Annotated in this window: 18 protein-coding genes and 1 riboswitch; of the genes, 10 read left to right on the forward strand and 8 right to left on the reverse strand. The window is 72.9% G+C overall.

All coding sequences use genetic code 11. From position 1 onward, the window contains the following. Positions 1–128 precede the first annotated feature (128 nt). From ACH47X_RS15275 to ACH47X_RS15295, 5 genes are all read left to right on the forward strand, one after another. Positions 129–1,481 carry a glycoside hydrolase family 6 protein gene (locus tag ACH47X_RS15275; RefSeq protein ID WP_397405457.1) on the forward strand — a complete coding sequence of 451 codons (1,353 nt, stop codon included), beginning with the start codon at positions 129–131 and terminating at the stop codon, positions 1,479–1,481. Between the two features lie 177 nt (positions 1,482–1,658). Further along, positions 1,659–2,417, forward strand: a complete 759-nt coding sequence (locus ACH47X_RS15280) for an alpha/beta hydrolase family protein (protein ID WP_397405458.1) — start codon at positions 1,659–1,661, stop codon at positions 2,415–2,417. A gap of 228 nt (positions 2,418–2,645) precedes the next feature. Beyond that, complete coding sequence (gene purS, locus ACH47X_RS15285) at positions 2,646–2,933, forward strand: phosphoribosylformylglycinamidine synthase subunit PurS (RefSeq protein ID WP_036962638.1); 288 nt, start codon at positions 2,646–2,648, stop codon at positions 2,931–2,933. Further along, entirely contained in the window at positions 2,933–3,679 is a 747-nt protein-coding gene (purQ, locus tag ACH47X_RS15290) for a phosphoribosylformylglycinamidine synthase subunit PurQ (protein ID WP_397405459.1), read from the forward strand. The genes purS and purQ overlap by 1 nt, the downstream gene beginning before the upstream one ends. A 27-nt stretch (positions 3,680–3,706) precedes the next feature. Beyond that, positions 3,707–4,882, forward strand: coding sequence for a GNAT family N-acetyltransferase (locus ACH47X_RS15295; protein WP_397405460.1), 1,176 nt, complete (start codon positions 3,707–3,709; stop codon positions 4,880–4,882). Positions 4,883–4,903: 21 nt separating this feature from the next. Here ACH47X_RS15295 and ACH47X_RS15300 read toward each other — a convergent pair whose 3' ends face one another. After that, positions 4,904–5,650 (reverse strand): MBL fold metallo-hydrolase, encoded by a 747-nt coding sequence (locus tag ACH47X_RS15300; protein ID WP_397405652.1) that lies wholly within the window; start codon positions 5,648–5,650, stop codon positions 4,904–4,906. Positions 5,651–5,801: 151 nt separating this feature from the next. On the opposite strand from ACH47X_RS15300, the gene ACH47X_RS15305 reads away from it, so the two are divergent. Then, positions 5,802–8,279 carry a glycoside hydrolase family 3 N-terminal domain-containing protein gene (locus ACH47X_RS15305; RefSeq protein ID WP_397405461.1) on the forward strand — a complete coding sequence of 826 codons (2,478 nt, stop codon included), beginning with the start codon at positions 5,802–5,804 and terminating at the stop codon, positions 8,277–8,279. Positions 8,280–8,338: 59 nt separating this feature from the next. Here ACH47X_RS15305 and ACH47X_RS15310 read toward each other — a convergent pair whose 3' ends face one another. Beyond that, positions 8,339–9,607: an O-succinylhomoserine sulfhydrylase gene (locus ACH47X_RS15310; RefSeq protein WP_397405462.1), complete on the reverse strand. Its 1,269-nt coding sequence runs from the start codon at positions 9,605–9,607 to the stop codon at positions 8,339–8,341. Next, positions 9,604–10,053, reverse strand: a complete 450-nt coding sequence (locus tag ACH47X_RS15315; RefSeq protein ID WP_397405463.1) for a rhodanese-like domain-containing protein — start codon at positions 10,051–10,053, stop codon at positions 9,604–9,606. The genes ACH47X_RS15310 and ACH47X_RS15315 overlap by 4 nt, the downstream gene beginning before the upstream one ends. Positions 10,054–10,267: 214 nt before the next feature. Between ACH47X_RS15315 and ACH47X_RS15320 the strand changes: the two genes are divergently transcribed. Together ACH47X_RS15320 and ACH47X_RS15325 are read left to right on the forward strand one after the other, a co-directional pair. Further along, positions 10,268–11,047, forward strand: a complete 780-nt coding sequence (locus tag ACH47X_RS15320; protein ID WP_397405464.1) for a phosphotransferase — start codon at positions 10,268–10,270, stop codon at positions 11,045–11,047. A gap of 45 nt (positions 11,048–11,092) precedes the next feature. Continuing rightward, positions 11,093–11,206: riboswitch (SAM riboswitch) on the forward strand. A 31-nt stretch (positions 11,207–11,237) separates the two neighbouring features. Further along, the gene (locus ACH47X_RS15325; RefSeq protein ID WP_397405465.1) at positions 11,238–12,656 is read left to right on the forward strand and encodes an aminotransferase class V-fold PLP-dependent enzyme; all 1,419 of its coding nucleotides are present in this window, start codon (positions 11,238–11,240) and stop codon (positions 12,654–12,656) included. Positions 12,657–12,659: 3 nt separating this feature from the next. On the opposite strand, the gene ACH47X_RS15330 is transcribed toward ACH47X_RS15325, so the two are convergent. Both ACH47X_RS15330 and ACH47X_RS15335 read right to left on the reverse strand, forming a co-directional pair. Beyond that, a complete protein-coding gene (locus tag ACH47X_RS15330) occupies positions 12,660–13,256 on the reverse strand; it encodes a hypothetical protein (protein ID WP_397405466.1) in 597 nt (198 codons plus the stop codon). Between the two features lie 145 nt (positions 13,257–13,401). Further along, positions 13,402–14,895 carry an amidase gene (locus tag ACH47X_RS15335; RefSeq protein ID WP_397405467.1) on the reverse strand — a complete coding sequence of 498 codons (1,494 nt, stop codon included), beginning with the start codon at positions 14,893–14,895 and terminating at the stop codon, positions 13,402–13,404. 209 nt (positions 14,896–15,104) lie between these two features. Here ACH47X_RS15335 and ACH47X_RS15340 point away from each other — a divergent pair, with 209 nt between their 5' ends. Beyond that, on the forward strand, positions 15,105–15,953 hold the full coding sequence (locus tag ACH47X_RS15340; RefSeq protein ID WP_397405468.1) for a mechanosensitive ion channel family protein: 849 nt from the start codon (positions 15,105–15,107) through the stop codon (positions 15,951–15,953). 84 nt (positions 15,954–16,037) lie between these two features. Here ACH47X_RS15340 and ACH47X_RS15345 read toward each other — a convergent pair whose 3' ends face one another. The 3 genes from ACH47X_RS15345 to ACH47X_RS15355 all read right to left on the reverse strand — a co-directional run bounded on the left by ACH47X_RS15345 (position 16,038) and on the right by ACH47X_RS15355 (position 18,548). Then, positions 16,038–16,403, reverse strand: coding sequence for a hypothetical protein (locus ACH47X_RS15345; RefSeq protein WP_397405469.1), 366 nt, complete (start codon positions 16,401–16,403; stop codon positions 16,038–16,040). Positions 16,404–16,631: 228 nt separating this feature from the next. Beyond that, positions 16,632–17,525, reverse strand: coding sequence for an LLM class flavin-dependent oxidoreductase (locus ACH47X_RS15350; protein WP_397405470.1), 894 nt, complete (start codon positions 17,523–17,525; stop codon positions 16,632–16,634). Positions 17,526–17,552: 27 nt separating this feature from the next. Next, positions 17,553–18,548, reverse strand: coding sequence for a helix-turn-helix domain-containing protein (locus ACH47X_RS15355; protein ID WP_397405471.1), 996 nt, complete (start codon positions 18,546–18,548; stop codon positions 17,553–17,555). Between the two features lie 130 nt (positions 18,549–18,678). Here ACH47X_RS15355 and ACH47X_RS15360 point away from each other — a divergent pair, with 130 nt between their 5' ends. Continuing rightward, a complete protein-coding gene (locus ACH47X_RS15360; RefSeq protein ID WP_397405472.1) occupies positions 18,679–19,539 on the forward strand; it encodes a hypothetical protein in 861 nt (286 codons plus the stop codon). Positions 19,540–19,565 lie beyond the last annotated feature (26 nt).

Below are 19,565 nucleotides of genomic sequence, written 5' to 3' on the forward strand. Positions count from 1 at the left end.
GTGCGCGGACGGTCGTCCGGCCCCGGCCCCGGGGCCGGCGCGACGCGCGCTCGGTCCGGCCAACGGAGGTCACCGTGTCATCAGCACCTCGCCGCACACGCGGCACGTCCCCACACAGGTCCCGCACCGTGGCGGCAGCGGCAGCGGGCGCCCTGCTCGCGGTTCCCGCGCTCGTCGTCGTCCCGAGTGCTCCCGCCGTCGCGCTCGAGGACAACCCGTTCGTCGGGGCCGAGCAGTACGTCAACCCGGACTGGTCGGCCCTGGTCGAGACGGCAGCCGACGAGGTCGGCGACGCCGCGCTCGCGGCGGACATGCGGGCGATCGCCGACGAGCCGACGTCGGTCTGGATGGACCGCATCGCCGCGATCGAGGGTACCGAGCGGCAGCACGGCCTCGAGTGGCACCTCGACCAGGCGGTGGCACAGTCCGGTGGCTCGCCCCTGGTGTTCAACGTGGTCATCTACGACCTGCCCGGCCGCGACTGCCACGCCCTCGCCTCGAACGGCGAGCTGCCCGCCACCGCGGCGGGGATGACCCGGTACAAGACCGAGTACATCGACCCGATCGTCGCGCTGCTGGACCAGCCGGAGTACGCGAACCTTCGGATCGTCGCGACGATCGAGCCGGACTCACTGCCCAACCTCGTGACCAACCAGTCCGATGCCGACTGCGTCGCGGCGGCCCCGTACTATCGCGAGGGCGTGCAGTACGCGATCTCCGAGCTGTACGAGGTCGGCAACGTGTACTCCTACATCGACGCCGCGCACTCGGGCTGGCTGGGCTGGCCCAACAACTCCAGCGGCGCGGCGCAGGAGTTCGCGAACGTCATCGAGGGCAGCACCTACGGGTGGGCCGCCGTCTCCGGATTCGTCACCAACACGGCGAACACCACGCCGCTGGAGGAGACGTTCCTGACCAACCCCGACCTCCAGGTCGGCGGCGGTCAGGTGAAGTCTGCGGGCTGGTTCGAGTGGAACCCGGACTTCGACGAGATCGACTGGACCGCGAACCTCTACGACCTGATGGTCGCGCAGGGCGCGCCGTCGAGCATCGGCATGCTCGTCGACACCGGCCGCAACGGCTGGGGTGGGTCCGCTCGTCCGACGGCGGTGAGCACGTCGACCGACCTGAACACCTACGTCAACGAGTCCAAGGTGGACCGTCGCAACCACCGCGGCGCGTGGTGCAACCCGGCGGGCGCGGGCATCGGTGAGCGGCCGACGGTCGCGCCGTCCGGCCACGCCGAGTCGCACCTCGACGCCTACGTGTGGGTCAAGCCCCCGGGCGAGTCGGACGGCTCGTCCACGGAGATCCCGAACGACGAGGGCAAGCGGCTGGACCGGATGTGCGATCCCACGTACCAGTCCAGTGAGCTGGGCGGGCGGTTCACGGGCGCCCTCGCGGACGCCCCGCTGTCGGGGCACTGGTTCCAGGCCCAGTTCGAGATGCTCGTGGCGAACGCGTACCCGGCGATCAGCTAGGGCCGGCTGCCTCTCCCCTTCGAGGCCTAAGTTTCTCCCCTTTCGGCCCTTCGAGAGCGGAGGAACTTAGGCCTCGAAGGGGAGAGGCGGTCAGCCCCGTCTCGCTGCGCGTCGGCGTCATCTCCGCGAAACTCGGGTGGCGTTAACATCGCCGCTTCGTCGAGAAGGGGAGTGGTCGTGGCTGAGCGCGTCACGTTCGAGAGCACCACGGGGCCGCGCCTCGCGGGCATCATCGACCGGCCGGATGGCGAGGTGCGCGGCTGGGGCGTGTTCTCCCACGGGTTCACGCTGGGCAAGGACTCACCGGCCGCGGCACGGATCTGCAAGCAGCTCGCGGTCGAGGGCATCGGGATGCTCCGCTTCGACAACCTGGGTCTGGGCGACTCCGAGGGGGACTGGGGCGACGGCTCGTTCACGCACAAGGTGGCCGACACCGTGCGCGCCGCCGAGTTCATGGCCGACCAGGACATGCCGGTGCACCTCCTGGTGGGGCACTCCTTCGGCGGCGCTGCGGTGATCGCCGCCGGTGCCGACGTCCCGGGCGTGCAGGCGGTCGCGACTATCGGCGCCCCCGTCCAGCCGCGGCACGCGGAGCACAACTACGACGCCGTCCTGGGCCGGGTGTTCGACGACGGGCACGCCCAGTGGATGGTGGGCGGCCGCGCGCTCACGCTCAAGCGGCACTTCGTGGAGGACGTGCGCCGGGCCGAGCTGCGCTCGAAGATCCGGGAGCTCGGCTCCCCGCTGCTGGTGATGCACTCGCCGACCGATTCCACGGTGGACATCTCGAACGCGGGGGAGATCTTCCGCGAGGCCCGGCACCCGCGCTCGTTCGTGTCGCTGGAGGGTGCGGACCACCTGCTCACCGCGCCCGGCCAGGCCAAGCGTGCCGCGCGCATCATCAGCGCCTGGGCGGACCAGTACCTCACCGCGTGACCAGAGGGCTTGGCCGACCGACGTGCGCACTGCTGTACTCCTGACCTGCGATGACGCGGGCGGGCACTGCGTTCCCGCCGGTCGACGAGGCGATGAGGAGGGCGCGGTGAGCGTGCTCTCGTCGCGTGCGGCGGCGGACCCGGGCGCAGGTCACTGTCCACGCACAGCGGGGCACCCCGCGGCGCAAGTAGACTCTTCCCGGAATTCCCTCACCTTCAAGGAGCCTTCGTGGGACGCGTCGTCGTCGAGGTCATGCCCAAGCCCGAGATCCTGGACCCCCAGGGCAAGGCTGTCGTCGGAGCGCTGCCGCGCCTCGGCTTCACCCAGTTCTCCGGTGTGCGTCAGGGCAAGCGGTTCGAGCTCGAGGTGGACGGTGAGGTCACGCCGGAGATCCTCGCCGCCGCCCGGGAGGCCGCGGCCACCCTGCTGTCCAACCCGGTGATCGAGGACGTGGTCTCGGTCGCCGACGCCGCCGCGGTCCCGGGTGAGGCGACCGGCACCCCGGTGAACGCCTGATGTCCGCGACCGAGCCGGCGCCCGTCGCCACCGCGGCCGGCATCGCCGAGGCCCGCATCGGCGTCATCACGTTCCCCGGCACGCTGGACGACCGGGACGCGGCGCGTGCCGTGCGCCTGGCCGGCGCCGAGGCGGTCTCGATCTGGCACGCCGACGAGTCGCTGCAGGACGTCGACGCCGTGGTGCTGCCCGGCGGCTTCTCGTACGGCGACTACCTGCGCGCCGGCGCGATCAGCCGGTTCGCGCCCGCCATGGCGGCCGTGGTCGACGCCGCCAAGGGCGGCATGCCGGTGCTCGGCATCTGCAACGGCTTCCAGGTCCTCACCGAGGCGCACCTGCTGCCGGGCTCGATGGTCAAGAACGACCACCTGCACTTCGTGTGCCGGGAGCAGTCGCTGGTCGTCGAGAACGCGCACACGGCATGGACCAACGAGTTCCGCCGCGGGCAGCGGATCACCATCCCGCTGAAGAACCAGGACGGCCAGTTCGTGGCCGACGAGCGCACGCTCGACGAGCTCGAGGGCGAGGGCCGCGTGGTCTTCCGCTACGACGGCTGGAACCCGAACGGTTCGCGCCGCGACATCGCGGGCATCACGAACGAGCGCGGCAACGTGGTGGGTCTCATGCCCCACCCGGAGCACGCGGTGGAGCCCGGTTTCGGCCCGGCGTCCGCCGAGGGTCCGCGCGCCGGTGTGGACGGCCTGACGTTCTTCACGTCGGTGCTGTCCTCGCTGGTCCACGCGTGACCACTGGTCAGGTCCGGGCGGGCGGTCATGGTCGCTGAGGTTCTCGCGGGCCTGACCGTCGAGACGGTCGGCTGGGGCCACGTGGACGCCGTCCGCCTCCGCGCGGACCAGCAGCAGGAGATCGACCTGCGCTACGCGCAGCCCGGGCGGCCGTCGACGACGGACGCCGACGGCGCCCCGGTGCCGGACGCGCGGGACCAGGTGGACCCGTCGAACGTCTTCGCGACCCTGCTGCTGCGGGTCGACGGCGAGCCGGCCGGGCACGCCGCGCTGCGTGACCTGTCCGGCCGGGACGACTACCAGGGCGGCCTGCACCCCGACGGGACCGCCGAGGTCAAGCGCGTGTACGTGGCGCCCCGCTTCCGCGGCCGCGGGTTGTCCCGGACGCTGATGACCGTCGCCGAGGACGCCGCCCGCGCCGCCGGCGTGCGACACCTCATCCTGGAGAGCGGGCTCATGCAGCCCGAGTCGCTGGGGCTGTACCTGCGCCTGGGTTACGACCCGGTCGAGTCGTTCGGCGTGTTCTCGGACGAGCCGGGCTCGCGCTGCTTCGGCAAGTGGCTGGTGCCCGACGCGGCCCCGGCGGGCACGGCCCCCCTGGTCGAGGCCTCGCTGGTCGAGCCTGTCGAGAGCCCGCAGGCCCCGGCGTCCGCCCCGGTGCTCCGGGAGGTCCCCTGGGACGATCCCGACGCCGCCGCCCTGCGGCGTGCCATGTGGGCCTACCTCGAGCCGCTCTACCCGCAGCTGGCACGGGTCGTCGAGGCCCGTGGCGGCCACGACGTCGTCGACGTCGATCGGGGGCGCACCGCGCTGGTGACGGTCCTCGCCACGCTGGACGGCCGGCCCGTCGGCTGCGCCACTCTCGCGGCGTCGCCGGTGGGCCCCGAGCACCTCACGGCCGACCCGCTGCGCGGCGTCGGCGGTATCGCGGCCGTCGCGGAGGCGGGCGAGTCCCGCGGGTTCGAGCTGCAGAGCGTGTTCGTCGACCCGTCGGTGCGCCGCGCGGGCGTCGCCTCGGCCCTGGTCGGGCACCTCGAGGAGGTGGCCCGAAGGCGCGGCGGCCTGGCGGCCTACCTCAACACGGGCATCCGACAGCCCACTGCGCTGCGCCTGTACGGGAAGCTCGGCTACCGGCCGGTGCTGCCGTACCCGCCCTACGACTCGGACGACGCCCAGCTCCTGTTCCTCGGCAAGCCGCTCTGACCGTACCTCCAGGCTCCTGCGTCACGACCGCCCGCGCAGGTGGTCCAGCTGCGCGCGGACCGACGAGCGGGCCGCCGGCAGCACCGACGGGTCGACGTCGGCGTACACCGCGCCGGTCACGGCGTCGAGGAGCGGGTCCGGGAGCGGGCCGTCGGCGTCGGGCAGCGACACTCCGAGCGCGGTGAGCGCCGCACGCACCTGGTCCAGCCGTTCCGTCCGGTGCGCGCGGTACGCGCCCACCGCGGCACGCAGGTCCGGGAGCACCGGCCCGTGCCCTGGCAGGCCTGGCACGGGGTCGGGTAGGTCGAGCGCGCCCAGCCGGTCCAGCGAGGCGAGGTAGTCGCGCAGCGACCCGTCGGGCTCGGCGAGCACCGTGGTCCCGCGGCCCAGCACCGTGTCGCCCGTGAGCACCACGGAGGTCGCGCCGTCCGACACCACGAGGCACACCGAGTCCGCCGTGTGCCCCGGGGTGGCCAGCACCTCGACGCGGAGGCCGGCGACTTCCAGCACCTCGCCGTCGGTGAGCGGCCCGGCGCCCGCGCAGAACTCCGGCAGGACGCCTCGTGACGGCGCGCCCGTGAGCTCCCGGAACCGCGCCAGCCCGCCGGTGTGGTCGGCGTGCCGGTGGGTCACCAGCACCAGGTCGACGGGTCCGGCGCCGGCCAGCGCGGCGAGGTGCGGCGCCAGGTCCGGACCCGGGTCCACGACCACGCAGCCCGGCGACCCGGGTCCGCGCAGCACGTACGACCGAGTTCCGTCGAGCGTCATCGGGCCGGGGTTGTCGGCGCGCAGCACTGTCGCAAAGGGGGCAATGGGGTCCACCGAATCACCCTATCCAGGGGTCAACCCGGCTTGTGCCCTGCGGGGGTGCGGTGTGTGATCGGTAAATCACCTCCCAAAGAAGAGAGGAATACCTCAGATGTCCGCCATCTCAGGCGCGGCGCAGCACTACCGCGTCCGCAGAACACCGGCACTCATCGCCGTGGCGGCTCTCGCCGCCACGACACTGTTCGCTCTTCCCCAGACCACCCGGGCCACCACGCCCGCCGACGCCGTCGTGAGCGCGGGCCCCGTCACCTTCGTGGACGACGGCGACACCGCGACCGTCACCGTCACCGTCGAGTCGGCCGACGACGCCGCGCTCGCCGCCCCGGTCAGCGTGGACTGGAGCACCGGCTCCGGCACGGCCACCGCCGACGCCGACTACGTGGCCGGCTCCGGCACCCTCGAGTTCCCCGCCGGGACGCCGTCCGGCACCGTCCGCACCCTGCACGTCACGACCCGCGCGTCCGAAGCCGGTGAGACGGCCGAGACGGTCCCCGTGACCCTGCGGTCGCGGGACGCCGAGGTCTCAGGCCGGCCCGCCGTCGTCGTGCGGGCGCACGGCCTGCCCTACCTCGACCCGCGCCTGTCCACCAAGAAGCGCGTCGCCGACCTCCTGAAGCGCATGACGCTCGCCGAGAAGGTCGGGCAGATGACCCAGGCCGAGCGCGGGAACGTGACGGGTGACCCGGCGGTCATCGCCGAGCTCGGTCTCGGTTCGGTGCTCAGCGGCGGAGGCTCGACGCCGGCCGAGAACACGCCGGAGGCGTGGGCCGACGCCGTCGACGGCTTCCAGACGCAGGCCCTCGCGACGCGGCTGCAGATCCCGCTGATCTACGGCGTCGACTCGGTGCACGGGCACGGCAACCTGAACGGCGCCACGATCCTGCCGCACAACATCGGGCTCGGTGCCACGCGCGACCCGCTGCTCGTCGCACGCGCGGAGCGCATGGTCGCCACGGAGACCCGCGCGACCGGCATCCCGTGGACGTTCGCGCCGTGCGTGTGCGTGGTGCGCGACGACCGCTGGGGCCGCACCTACGAGTCGTTCGGCGAGCACCCCGCCCTCGCGAGCGTGCTCGGCGCGGCGGCCGTGGCCGGGTTCCAGGGCAAGGACCTGGAGAGCAACCGGTCGGTGCTCGCGACCGCCAAGCACTTCGTGGGCGACGGCGACACGACCTTCGGCACCGGCGAGGGCGACTACACGATCGACCAGGGCATCACGCAGCAGAGCCGGCGCCACGTCGAGAAGGTGGACCTGCCGCCCTACGCCGCGGCCCTCAGGGCCGGCGTGGGCTCGGTCATGCCGAGCTTCTCCAGCATCGACTGGACCGACGACGGACTCGGCAACCCGGTGAAGATGCACGCGAACCGCGAGCTGATCACGGGGTGGCTCAAGCAGAAGCAGGGCTTCGACGGCTTCGTGATCAGCGACTGGCAGGGCATCCACCAGATCCCGCCGCTCGCCGACGACTCGCCCACCACGGGGCAGATCGTCACGAGTGTGAACGCGGGCGTCGACATGTTCATGGAGCCGTCCCAGTTCGAGCGGTTCCACACGCGGCTGGTCGCGGCGGTGCGCGACGGCCAGGTCAAGGAGGCACGGATCGACGACGCCGTGTCCCGGATCCTGACCGCCAAGTTCGAGCTGGGGCTGTTCGAGGAGCCGTTCGCCGACCGCTCGCACGCCGACGAGATCGGGTCCGCCGGGCACCGCGCGATCGCCCGCGAGGCGGTCGCGAAGTCGCAGGTGCTGCTCAAGAACAACCGCCGCGCGCTGCCCCTGGACGAGGACGAGAGCATCTACGTCGCGGGTCGTAACGCCGACGACCTGGGCAACCAGGCCGGCGGCTGGACCGGTACGTGGCAGGGCTTCTCGGGCGACGTCACCGAGGGCACCACGATCCTGGAGGGCATCCGGGCGGCGGCCGACGACGTCACCTTCAGCGAGGACGCGTCCGCGCCGACCGACGGGGCCGACGTCGGCGTCGTCGTCGTGGGCGAGACCCCGTACGCCGAGGGGTTCGGCGACGTGGGCGGGCCCGAGTGGGCCTGGGACCCGGCCGACGGCGGGGTGCCGCGCGAGGAGAAGTCGATGTCGCTGCAGCCGGGCGACGCGGCGGTCGTGGACAAGGTCTGCGCCGAGATCCCGACCTGTGTGGTCCTCGTGGTGTCGGGGCGGCCACAGGTGCTCACCGAACGACTGGGCTCGATCGACGCGCTGGTCGCGTCGTGGCTGCCGGGCACGGAGGGTGCCGGCGTCGCGGACGTGCTGTTCGGTGACCGCAAGTTCACGGGCAGGCTGCCGGTCTCCTGGCCGCGGTCGGCCGACGACCCGGTGGTCAACGTGGGCGACCGGGACTACGACCCGCTCTTCCCGTTCGGCTGGGGCCTGACGACCGGCGGCAGGGGTCACCACGGCGACCTGCGGGCCACGCTGCAGGACGCCGCGCTCGACCCGGCGGACGGCGTGTCACCGGCGGCGTCGCGCGCGATCGCGACGTCGGACGTCGCCGTCCTGGAGGGCCGGACGAGCCATGCCCGAGAGATCCTCGCGGCGGCACTGCCGAAATAGGAGCCGCACCGAGGCAGGACTGGGGCGAGACAGAACCAGAGTTCTGTCTCGCCCTGGTTCTATCCCGTCGGCGCGGCGAGGGCCTGTTCGACGTCCTCGATGATGTCCCGCACGTCCTCCAGGCCCACCGAGAGCCGAACCGTGGTCTCCGCGATGCCGACGGCGGCCCGGCCGGTCGCGCCGAGCTTGCGGTGCGTGGTCGTGGCGGGGTGGGTGATCAGGGACTTCGCGTCGCCCAGGTTGTTCGAGATGTCGACCAGCCGCAGCGCGTCGAGGAACCGGAACGTGCGCTGCTTCGCGGCCTCGGCGTCGGACCCCTCGGGGACCGCCAGGTCGAACGTCACCACGGTGCCGCCGCCGCTCATCTGGGAGCGCGCCAGCTCGGCCTGCGGGTGCGAGTCGAGGAACGGGTACCGCACCGTACCCACCGCCGGCAGTTCCTCCAGCGCGTGTGCGACGGCGAGGGCGCTGGCCCCCTGCGCCGCGACCCGTACCGGCAGGGTCTCCAGGCCCTTGAGCAGGGTCCAGGCGTTGAACGGCGCCAGCGACGGCCCGGTGTTGCGGATGAACGTCTGCACGGGACCGGTGATGTAGTCGGTCGAGCCGAGGATCGCGCCGCCCAGCACGCGCCCCTGCCCGTCGATGTGCTTGGTCGCGGAGTACACGACCACGTCGGCGCCCAGCTCCAGCGGCTGCTGCAGCAGCGGGGTGGCGAACACGTTGTCGAGCACCACGACGGCCCCGGCGGCGTGCGCCAGGTCCACGACGGCGCGCACGTCCACGATGTCCTGCATCGGGTTCGAGGGCGTCTCGAAGAACACCACGTCCGCGGGCGTGGACAGGGCCTCCTGCCACTGCGACAGCTCGTGCCCGTCGACGTAGTCGGTGCGCACACCCCACTTCTTGAAGATCTCCTCGAAGATCACCACGCTGGACCCGAACAGGGCCCGGGCGGCCACGATCCGCGATCCCGACTCCACGAGCGCGGCCAGCGCCGTGAACACGGCGGACATGCCGCTCGCGGTCGCGTAGCAGGCCTCGGCGCCCTCGAGCTGGCGCAGCCGCTCCTCGAAGGTGTGCACGGTCGGGTTGCCGTAGCGCGAGTAGACGAACCGGTCGACGTCGCCCTTGAAGGCGGCCTCGGCCTCGGCCGCGTTGTCGTAGACGTAGCCCTGCGTGAGGAACAGCGCCTCGCTGGTCTCCTGGAACTCGCTGCGCCGGTGCCCGCCGCGCACGGCGAGCGTCGCGGGGCGCACCCCGGCCGGCAGCGGCTTGCGGCCGGAGCCGCCAGGGTTCGCGTCCGCCGGGAACGCACCGGTGACGGTCACGCGGGACCCGCCGTCCAGGGCAGCCCGACGACCTTCCAGCCCCGCTGGTCACGGACGCCGTCGGCCCCGGGCGCACCCTCGAAGCCGTCCAGCACGTTGTACGCCGGCGCGATGCCCGATGCCGTGGCGAGCCGCGCCGCCGCGATCGAGCGCTGGCCGGAGCGGCACAGGAAGACGATCGGCCCGTCGGTCACGCCGGCCGCCCGGAGCTCCTCCAGGAACCGCGGGTTCGGCACACCCCCGGCCTGCACCCACTCGCTGAACACGGGCTGCTTCTCGAGCGTCGCCGTGTCGGGGATGCCGATCGTGCGCCACTCGCCCTGGGTGCGGACGTCCACGAGGACGGCGGACGGGTCGCCGGCCAGCAGCTCCCAGGCCTGCTCGGGCGTGATGTCGCCGGCGTAGCCCTCGGCGGGCCGGACGTCGATGCGCGCGGGGTCGCTCATGATGCTCCTCCATCGGTCGTGGCGGTAGCACCCTCGGCCGTCCTCCGCTGCTGCGGGGAACGCTGGGTTGCTGCGGCGTCGTCGTGCCACGTCACTCGGCCGCTCGGGATGGTCGCCGCCAACCCTACGACATGTGTCCGGTGGGTGGAACAGTGTCTCGACAGATAACCCGACCAATCTGGTGGGGAAGCCGATTCTCAGTACGGTGACGACCATGCCCGGGAACGAGGAACCGCTGACCGGTGGGAACATGTCCGAGGTCGTGCGCGTGGGGGACACCGTGCGGCGTTCCGCCGGGCCGTGGACGCCCACGGTCCACGCGTACCTGCGCCAGGTCCGGGACCGCGGCGTCACGGAGGTGCCGGAGCCGTTCGGGCTCGACGAGCGGGGGCGCGAGATCGTCTCGTTCCTCCCGGGCGACGTCCCGGGCTGGCCGGCCCCGGAGTGGCTCTGGTCCGAGGCGAACCTGCGCGACGCCGGGCGCCTCCTGCGCCGGCTCCACGACGCGTCCGTCGGCATCGACCCGCCGGGCGCCGTCTGGCGGCTACCCGCTCGCGAGCCGGCCGAGGTGATCTGCCACAACGACGCAGCGCCGTACAACATGGTGTTCCGCGCGGGCCGGCTCGCCGGCCTCATCGACGTGGACACGGCCTCACCTGGACCCCGCCTGTGGGACCTGGCCTACACCGCGTACCGCCTGGCCCCGTTCGCGGCGGACGCGTTCGCCGGGGTGTCCTACGAGGTCGGCCACCTGGATCCGCCGGTCCGGTTGGACGTGCTGGTCGATGCGTACGGAGCCGGGTGGTCACGCGTGGAGGTGCTCGGGGCGATGGCCGAGCGCCTGACGGACCTCGCCGCGTTCAGCGAGGCCAGGGCCGACGACGGCGGGCCGGCCGAGCTGCGCGAGCACGCCGCGATGTACCGCACGGACGCGGCCCGCGTCGCCGATCTCGCGGCCCGATCGGCTCGCCCAGCAGGTGGGACCAGCATCTGAGACATGCGTTGACAGGGCTTTTGCCCGCGGCACAGGATGGCCGCAGGTCATGAGCGCCAGCGTCAAGCCCCGGCTCGCTGGCCGGCAACCCTCCCTCCGCGGTGGGGTGCCCCGGGTGACGACCAGGCCGCGCGCACCCGCGCGCGGCAAGCGCGGGGGAACCTCCCCCAGGACTGTGCTGGAGGACGCCATGTCTGCTCCCACCATCAGCCGTGCCACCGCGGTGACCGGCCTCGCCCCGCTGCGGCCCGTGGTCGGCGGCGGCACGCTCGTTCCGCTCGTTGACGGCACCCAGGTCTCGTACGCGAACCTCGACGTCGCCGCGTCGGCCCCGGCGTTGCAGGCCGTCGCCGACCGCGTCACCCAGGTGCTGCCGCTGTACGCCAGCGTGCACCGCGGCGCCGGCTACCTCTCGCAGGTGAGCACGGCGCTGTACGAGACCGCCCGCCGCACCATCGGCGCGTTCGTCGGCGCCCGCGAGGACGACCTGACGATCGTCACGCGGAACACCACCGACTCCCTGAACCTCCTGGCAGGCTGCGTCCCCGCGCAGCCCGACGGCGAGCCCGGCCGCGTGCTGGTGCTCGACGTGGAGCACCACGCGAACCTGCTGCCCTGGCAGCGCACCACCGGCGCGACCGTGCTGACCGGCGGTGCCACCGTGGCCGCGACCGTCGCCCAGATCCGGGAGGAGCTGGCTGACGCCGCCGCGGACCGCCCGTTCGCTCTCCTGGCCCTGACCGGCGCCTCGAACGTGACGGGGGAGTCGCTCCCGATCGCCGAGATCGTCGCCGTCGCCCACGAGTTCGGCGCACGGGTGGTGCTCGACGGCGCCCAGCTCGTGCCGCACCGCCGCATCTCGCTGGAGTCGACCGGCGTCGACTACCTCGCCTTCTCCGGGCACAAGACCTACGCCCCGTTCGGCGCGGGCGTGCTGGTGGGCCGTCGCGACTGGCTCGACGCGGGCACGCCGTACCTCGCGGGCGGCGGCGCCGTCCGCCGCGTGCGGGTGGGCGGCACGGAGTGGCACGAGGGTCCCGCGCGCCACGAGGCCGGCTCGCCCAACGTGATCGGTGCGGTCGCCCTCGCGGCGGCGTGCGAGGAGCTCGCCGCGCTGGACCCTGCCGAGGTCGTCGCGCACGAGAACGCCCTCCGGCAGCGGCTCGTGTCCGGCCTGGAGGCCATCGACCGTGTCGAGGTCGTGCGGGTCTGGGCCGACGCCGTCGACCCCGTGGGCGTCGTGACCTTCACCGTGACCGGGTACGACCCGGGCCTCGTCGCCGCGTACCTGTCCGCGGAGCACGGCATCGGCGTGCGGGACGGGCGCTTCTGCGCGCACCCGCTGCTCGGCCGCCTCGGATTCGACGCCGGCGCGGTGCGTGCCTCGGTCGGTGTCGGCACCGCCGGCGAGGAGATCGAGCGGCTGATCGCCGCCGTCGGCAGCCTGGTGGCCGACGGCCCGCAGGCGGGATACGACGTCGTCGACGGGCTGTGGGTCGTGACCGACGACCCGCGTCCCGTGCCCGAGGGCTCGGGCCTGGCGGGCCTGCTGGCGACGGCCGCGCTCGGCTTCGACGAGGCGTTCGGCTGCCTCCCGGACGAGGACTGACAACTACAGCGCCAGCGCCACGCAGATGCCGCCCATCGTGAGGTCGAGGCCGATGCACCACAGCGCGAGCGAGCGGTTGACCACCACGTCGCGCCGGTAGTGCACCACGTCCCACCCCGCGTGCGCGGCGAGGGCGAGGCCCGCGAGGGCCAGTCCGACGCGTGGCTCCAGGAACAGGGCGACGGCGGCAACGCCGAAGAAGCCGGCCATCGCGGCGGCCTGCGGCCAGGTCGCGCTGCGGCCCCGGGCCAGCCCGATGCCGGTGAGCACGAGGCCCACGAGCACGAACGCGATCCAGCGTGGCGTGTCCAGCAGCTCGGACGTGACCGGGATCGCGGATGCCAGCAGCGCGACCAGCCACGCCGTCCAGCGCACTCCGGTCACCGCGGCGGCCAGGTAGCAGAGCGCCGCGACGCCGACGGCGGTGGTCGGGTCCTCGGCCACGGCGTCCTGCCAGGTGCCGCCGGCGATCGCCGTCCCGCTCACCAGCAGGCCGAAGCCGGTCAGCGCGCCGAGCACGACCCAGCCGGTGTTGGTGGGCCAGGTCCCGGTCCAGCGGCTGCGCCGTGCCGGGGCGGCCGCCTCGAAGGCCTCGGTCATGGTCCCGGTCTCCTCGTGTCCTCGTGCGCGGATACCCACTAGGGGTACCCAACCACGGGTCCTGGCGATGCGGAACCTCCTTCGGCCACGGCCGAACCCCGGGTCAGACGCACAGGCCCCTGCGGTGACCTGTGCCTCTGACAGGTCAGAGCGGGAAGGCCCGCGGGCCCGGGAGGGCCGACTCCAGTTGGGCTGCCAGCGCCAGCAGCGTGAGCTCGCCGCCCGGCCGGCCGATGATCTGCACCCCCATCGGCAGCCCGGCGGGCGCGTCGGCCGTGGGCTCGGTCCAGTGGGTCGGCACGGTGATCGCGGGCAGCCCGGCCACGTTCAGCATCGACGTCCACGGCGTGTACTGGCACTGCTGCTCGAAGTTCCGCTCGGGGTCCTCCGCGTCGTACCAGCCGATCGGTCGCGGCGTCAGCGCGAGGGCCGGGGTCATGACGGCGTCGTACGCGCTGACCTGCGCGACGAGCGAGCGCTCGAACCCGGTGAGGGTGCGCACCGCCTCGGCGAGCTGTCGCGCGGGGACGGTGCGGCCCGTGCGGATGAGCCACTGCGTCAGCGGCTCCAGCTTGTCCAGGGTCGCCGGGTCGTCGATCGGCACCGCCGACGCCCCGCCCATCCACAGGGTCCGGAACGCCGGCCCGTACTCGGGGGCCTCGGCCAGCGCGGTCTCGTCGATCTCGTGCCCGGCCCCGGCCAGGGCACGGACCCCGGCGTCCAGCGCGGCGCGCGCCTCGGGTGACACGACGATGTCGTAGAACCCGTCCCAGGCCGACGACGTGGTCACGCCGATCCGCGCGACACCCGCGCCCGCCGCGCCGGCGTCCGCCGGCAGCCCGGCCCGCTGCGCGGCCGCGAGGTAAGCCCCGGCGGCGTACGACGGCGCCCGCAGCGTGTACGGGTGCGCGACGTCGCCCCCGGCGCGCCTCGGCAGCATCGCCTCCAGCAGCAGGGCGGTGTCCGCCACGGTGCGAGCGATCGGGCCGTTCACCACGAGCCCGCCCAGCGAGTCGACGCCGCTGCCCGCCGGCAGCAGGCCCCGCGTGGGCTTGAGCCCCACGACGCCGCAGGCCGCCGCCGGGATGCGGATCGACCCGCCGCCGTCGGACCCGGGGGCGAACGGCAGCAGGCCCGCCGCCACCGCCGCGGCCGCGCCGCCGCTGGAGCCCCCGGCCCCGCGGGTCAGGTCCCACGGGGTGCGCGCGGGCGGTGCGCCCACCGGCTCGGTGTAGGCCGGGAAGCCCAGCTCGGGCGCGGTGGTCTTGCCCAGGCTGACGATGCCCGCGCCGTCGAGCACCCGGACGATCTCGTCGCTCTCCTCGGCCGGCGGCAGACCCGCGAAGGCGCGCGACCCGAAGCCGGTGGGCACGCCCGCCCGGTTCCACAGGTCCTTGTCCCCGGTCGGCAGGCCCCACAGACCGCCCGGCGTCGGGCCCGATCCGGCCGCTCGGGCCTCTTCGAGCTCCGCCGCGCGTTTGCGCGCCCGTTCGGGGGTGACGGTGACGAAGGCGCCGACCCGGGGGTTCAGCCGGTCGACCCGGTTCAGGAAGTGCTCGGTCACCTCGGTGGGAGTGAGCTCTCCGGCGGCAAGGAGGTCGCGGAGCTCGACGGCGGTCCGCTCGTGCAGGGCATCCATGTCGCCAGGCTAGGCGCTCGCCACTCCAGCCCCGATGGAATGTCGCTTATGTCTCACCCGCTCTACAGGGGAATCAGGCAAATTCATGAACATGTCGGCCGGCGGGCGACGACCTGACCTGCGGTGATGTTCAAAGTTGCGTTCGAATTGCGTTCGGTTGCACTAAATCCCACCGCGCAGAATGCGCTTCTGCGGCATATGTTCTTGGAGTGCTGGCACCTTTGCGCCGCGCCGACGATGCGCGCCCTTGGTGCCCGAAAAGATCTCGAAGGGGGAGAGCAATGACATTCTTCAATACGGCACTCGTCGTGCCGAACCAGGTCGACTGGCTGGCGCCGCTCACCAATGCGCTCAGCTCGATCGCGAGCTTCATCCCGAAGCTCCTCGTGTTCCTTGTCGTATTCCTCATCGGGTACTTCATCGCCAAGGCGATCGCCCGGTTCGTGGGGATGATCCTGACGCGCGTCGGCTTCAACAAGGTGCTTGAGCGGGCGGGGGCGAACCGGCTGCTCGCCGGGTCGGGCATCGAGCCGATCGCGCTGCTCACGAAGATCATCTACTACTTCATCCTGCTGATCACGCTGCAGCTCGCGCTGAGCGCCTTCGGACCCACCAACCCGGTGAGCGCGATCGTCAACCAGATCGTGGCGTGGCTCCCGAGCCTCGTGGTCGCGATCGTCATCGTGGTGATCGCCGGAGCCATCGCGAATGCCGTGAAGGACCTTCTCCTGAACACCATGAGGGGTGTTTCCTACGGCTCGCTGGTGGCGAAGACGGTCTCGTTCCTCATCATCGCGCTCGGTGTTATCGCCGCCGTGAACCAGATCGGTATCGGCACCACGGTGACAATGCCCGTCCTCGTGGCATTCCTGGCCACCGTGGCCGGCATTCTGATCGTCGGTGTCGGCGGTGCGCTGATCGGCCCCATGCGTTCCCGGGTCGAGGGTTTCCTGGGCAACCTTTCGGAAGGTTCGGCGGCCCCCGCCGCGGAACCGAACGGCGCGCCCGCCGCCCCGCCGGCCACGGGTACGTTCGCCCCGCCGTCGCGCGACCTCTGACCGCCTGACCCGCGGACAGCCACGACGACGCCGGGGTCGCACCGTCTCAGACACGGTGCGACCCCGGCGTCGTGCTGTCCGGGCTCAGTACTCGCGGTCGTCCTGGACCGAGGTCACCCGGGTCCCGTCGGTGCCGGCCGACCAGTCCTTGTTGTCCGACGTCACGCCCGGGCCGTCGTTCCAGTCGTGACCGTTGTTCCAGTCGTGACCGTCCGTGCCGTTGGACCACGGGTGCCCGGCCGGGACGGACGTGACGCGGGTGCCGTCCGTGTCGTTGTCCCACGGATGGCCCGCCGGGACCGGATGGCCCGCCGGGACCGACGTCACGCGGGTCCCGTCCGTGCCGTACTCTCGGTCGGCGGCGGTGGCGGTGGCCGCACCGAGCACGGCGGCGGCAGTCGTGAGCAGGGCCGCGGCACCAGCGGCGGCGACCCGTACGAACTTCGTCATCGTGAACCTCCTTCGTGGCCGGAGGGCTCGTCCCTCCGGCCCGGTCCACGCTGCGTCACCCGCGGACGGGCCTCAACGTCCTTTGGGCGACGCCGAATGTGTCCCGCCAGACGCGACTCCCTTCGAGGCCTAAGTTTCTTCGCTTTCCAGCACCGGAAAGCGAAGAAACTTAGGCCTCAAAGGGGAGCCCCCGGCGGCCAGGTCCTGCCGCCGTCAGCCCTGCCGCCGTCAGTCCCGGCTCAGCAGTTCCCGGGCCTCGCCCAGCACCTCGGCGAGCCGCACCAGATCCGGGTCGTCCTCGGTCGGCTGGATCGCCACCGTGTCCGCGCCTGCCGCGCCGAGCCGGCGCACGCCCTCGGCCAGCGCCAGGGCGTCGCCCCAGAGCGCGTAGTCAGCCAGTCGCTCGTCGTCGGCCACGTCCTGGCCCCAGGAGGTGAGCTCGGCGCGCAGCCGGGCGGCGGCGTCCGGCCCGGTTCCGCCGCACACGAACTGGATCACCCGGAACGCCTCACCGTTGCGCCCGGCGGCGGCGCGGCCCTCTGCGACCCGCTCCAGAGCGGCGGGCAGCCCGACCATGCCCACCGAGCCCTCCAGCACCACGCCGTCGCCCACCTCGCCCGCGAGCCGCAGGGACTTGGGCCCGGTCGCGGCGACCGGCACCCCGACGGGCGCGGCGGGCGGCCAGTCCAGCTGCACGTCGTCCAGATTCACGTACCGGCCCGACGTCGTCACGCGTTCCCCGGCCAGCAGCGCGCGCAGCGTCGTCGCATACTCCCGCATGAGCGTCAGGGGCGATGCGGCGCGGGCGCCGACCTGCCCCATCCAGGACTGCACGCCGTGGCCGATCCCCGGGATCAGCCGGCCCGGGAACATGCCGTCCACCGTCGCGACCTCCATCGCGGTGAGCGCCACGTTCCGCAGCGGCGTCGGCATCACGCCGATCCCCACGCGGACCCGTTCGGTGGCGGCCAGGATCGCGCTCGCCGCGGAGATGCCGCCGGTCTGGAAGCAGTCCTCCCAGAGCCAGATCTCCTCGATCCCCGCGGCCTCGATCGCGCGGGCGAGCGGGATGACGCGGGACGGCGGGGTCGAGGGGCGGATGATGCACGCCAGTGTGGTCATGGGCACACGCTGTCACGGGTCGAGCGGTCAGATCCAGCCCTTGCGTGCGGCGTGCCAGCCCAGCTGGATGCGGGTGGAGACCCCGGCGATGTCCATCAGTACCTTGACCCGGCGCTGCACGGTCCGCAGCGAGAGCCCGAGCTGGTTGGCCACCGACTGGTCCGTCAGGCCCACCAGCATCAGCCCGAGGATGCGGGCGTCCTGGTACTCGAGGTCGGCGGCTCCGGCCTGCTCGCCCGGCCGCGCGAACGGCGTCGCGTCCCGCCACACGGCGTCGAACAGGGCGATCAGGGCGTCGAGCAGGCCCGACGGGTGGATGATCAGCGCACCCACCAGGTCGGGCGTGAGGTCGGAGTCCTCGGCGTCGACCACGGTCTGGATCGGCACGAAGGCGAGCCGGCGGTCGATGATGAACAGCTTGATCGGCACCCGCTCCGAGAACCGCACCTCCTCGCCGTTCTCGATGGCCTCGGCGACGTCGTCGACGCGCATCATGCCCGTGTCGAGGAACACGCGGTCCACCACCACCCGGTACAGGACGCCGCGCGCCACGGCCTGGTCCTCGGCCGTGTTGTCCTCGGCGGACATCACGAACACCGGCGGCTTGGTGAACGACTCGACGGTCTCGCGGGCGCCGAGCTGGAGCTGCATGATGCGGTGCTTCACGGCGTCGGCCCCGCGCACCACGTCCACCACGTCGGTGGCCGGGCGCAGCGCCGACGAGCGCCGGAAGTCCTCCTCCAGCTCGATCAGCTCGACCTGCGCCGCCCGGATCTCGTCCTTGCGGCGGGCCAGCAGCGCGCCCAGCGCTATCTCGGGCGGTGCGGCCTGGAAGCGGGAGTCGTCCGCGCTCTGTCGGGCCGCCAGCCCGTGGTTCTCCAGGGTGCGCAGCACGTCGAGCGCGTCGCCGGGATCGCAGCCCAGCCGCTGGGCCAGCTCCGCGGCGTCGAGCGAGGGGGACGCCACGAGCTCGCGGTACGCGAGCGACTGCGACTTGGTCAGGCCGAGCACGTCACTGAGCATGGCATCCTCCCGCCGGATGAATTTCACAGCGCCGTGGCGAGGATACGCCAGGGATGCCCCGTGAGACGTCCCAGTTTGTCCGGTTCGCTGGCGTACCGGCGCGGCCGGGCCGATTGGTAGCCTCCCGAGCGTGAGCACCGAAGACGTGAGCTTCCTCGCGCAGGGTGGCGCGCGGGTCGCAGGCCGCTGGTTCCTGCCCGACGGCGACGTGGCCGGCGTCGTGGCGATCGCACCCGCCATGGCCATGCCGATGCGGTTCTACCGGCACACCGCCGCCTGGCTCGCGGAGCGCGGGCTCGCGGTGCTCACGTTCTCCTACCGCGGCTCGGAGCCGGACCTCTACGGACCGCTGCGGGACTCCGCGGCCACGGCCCTCGACTGGTACCACGACGCCGAGGCCGCCGCCGCGCACGCCCGCACCCGGGCCGACGTCGCCGGTGTGCCGCTCACGTGGGTCGGCCACTCGTTCGGCGGGCAGAGCCTGGGCTTCCTGGCCGACGTCGGCGTGGACCGCTGCGTCATGGTGGCCTCCGGCACGGGCTGGCGGGGCAAGGCCGCGCCCGCCATCCGGACCTGGTCGCCGCTGCTCTGGCGCGTCATCGCACCGGCCGCGACGGCGGTGGCGGGCTACTACCCGGGCCGCCGGCTCCGGATCCTGGACGACCTGCCCGCCGGCGTCATGCGCCAGTGGGGCCGCTGGTGCCTGCACCCCGACTACCTGTTCAGCGAGCACCCGGAGCTGCGCGACCGGTTCGCGAAGGTCGAGACACCGGTCACCGCGCTGTGGACCGCGGACGACGAGCTGATCACGCCGGAGTCGATCCGGTACTGGAGCCGCGAGTTCCCGGGCACCGAGATCGAGCTCGTCGAGATGCGGGCGGCCGACCACGGCCTGAGCCGCATCGGGCACTCGGGCTTCTTCCGGCCCAAGCGCGCCGTCCTGTGGGAAAAGGTGCTGCTGCCTCGGCTGGCGCTCCGCACGACGGCGTGAGGCCTCCGCTCGCTCCCCCTCCCCTT

This window comes from Promicromonospora kroppenstedtii, assembly GCF_044389675.1.
Lineage (GTDB): Bacteria > Actinomycetota > Actinomycetes > Actinomycetales > Cellulomonadaceae > Promicromonospora > Promicromonospora kroppenstedtii.

Coding starts and splice junctions, on each gene's coding strand:
- ACH47X_RS15325 (WP_397405465.1), top strand. CDS start 11,238: ATGTCTGCTCCCACCATCAGCCGTGCCACCGCGGTGACCGGCCTCGCC.
- ACH47X_RS15300 (WP_397405652.1), bottom strand. CDS start 5,650: ATGACGCTCGACGGAACTCGGTCGTACGTGCTGCGCGGACCCGGGTCG.
- purQ (WP_397405459.1), top strand. CDS start 2,933: ATGTCCGCGACCGAGCCGGCGCCCGTCGCCACCGCGGCCGGCATCGCC.
- ACH47X_RS15335 (WP_397405467.1), bottom strand. CDS start 14,895: ATGGATGCCCTGCACGAGCGGACCGCCGTCGAGCTCCGCGACCTCCTT.
- ACH47X_RS15350 (WP_397405470.1), bottom strand. CDS start 17,525: ATGACCACACTGGCGTGCATCATCCGCCCCTCGACCCCGCCGTCCCGC.
- ACH47X_RS15330 (WP_397405466.1), bottom strand. CDS start 13,256: ATGACCGAGGCCTTCGAGGCGGCCGCCCCGGCACGGCGCAGCCGCTGG.
- ACH47X_RS15315 (WP_397405463.1), bottom strand. CDS start 10,053: ATGAGCGACCCCGCGCGCATCGACGTCCGGCCCGCCGAGGGCTACGCC.
- ACH47X_RS15320 (WP_397405464.1), top strand. CDS start 10,268: ATGCCCGGGAACGAGGAACCGCTGACCGGTGGGAACATGTCCGAGGTC.
- ACH47X_RS15355 (WP_397405471.1), bottom strand. CDS start 18,548: ATGCTCAGTGACGTGCTCGGCCTGACCAAGTCGCAGTCGCTCGCGTAC.
- ACH47X_RS15305 (WP_397405461.1), top strand. CDS start 5,802: ATGTCCGCCATCTCAGGCGCGGCGCAGCACTACCGCGTCCGCAGAACA.
- ACH47X_RS15295 (WP_397405460.1), top strand. CDS start 3,707: ATGGTCGCTGAGGTTCTCGCGGGCCTGACCGTCGAGACGGTCGGCTGG.
- ACH47X_RS15345 (WP_397405469.1), bottom strand. CDS start 16,403: ATGACGAAGTTCGTACGGGTCGCCGCCGCTGGTGCCGCGGCCCTGCTC.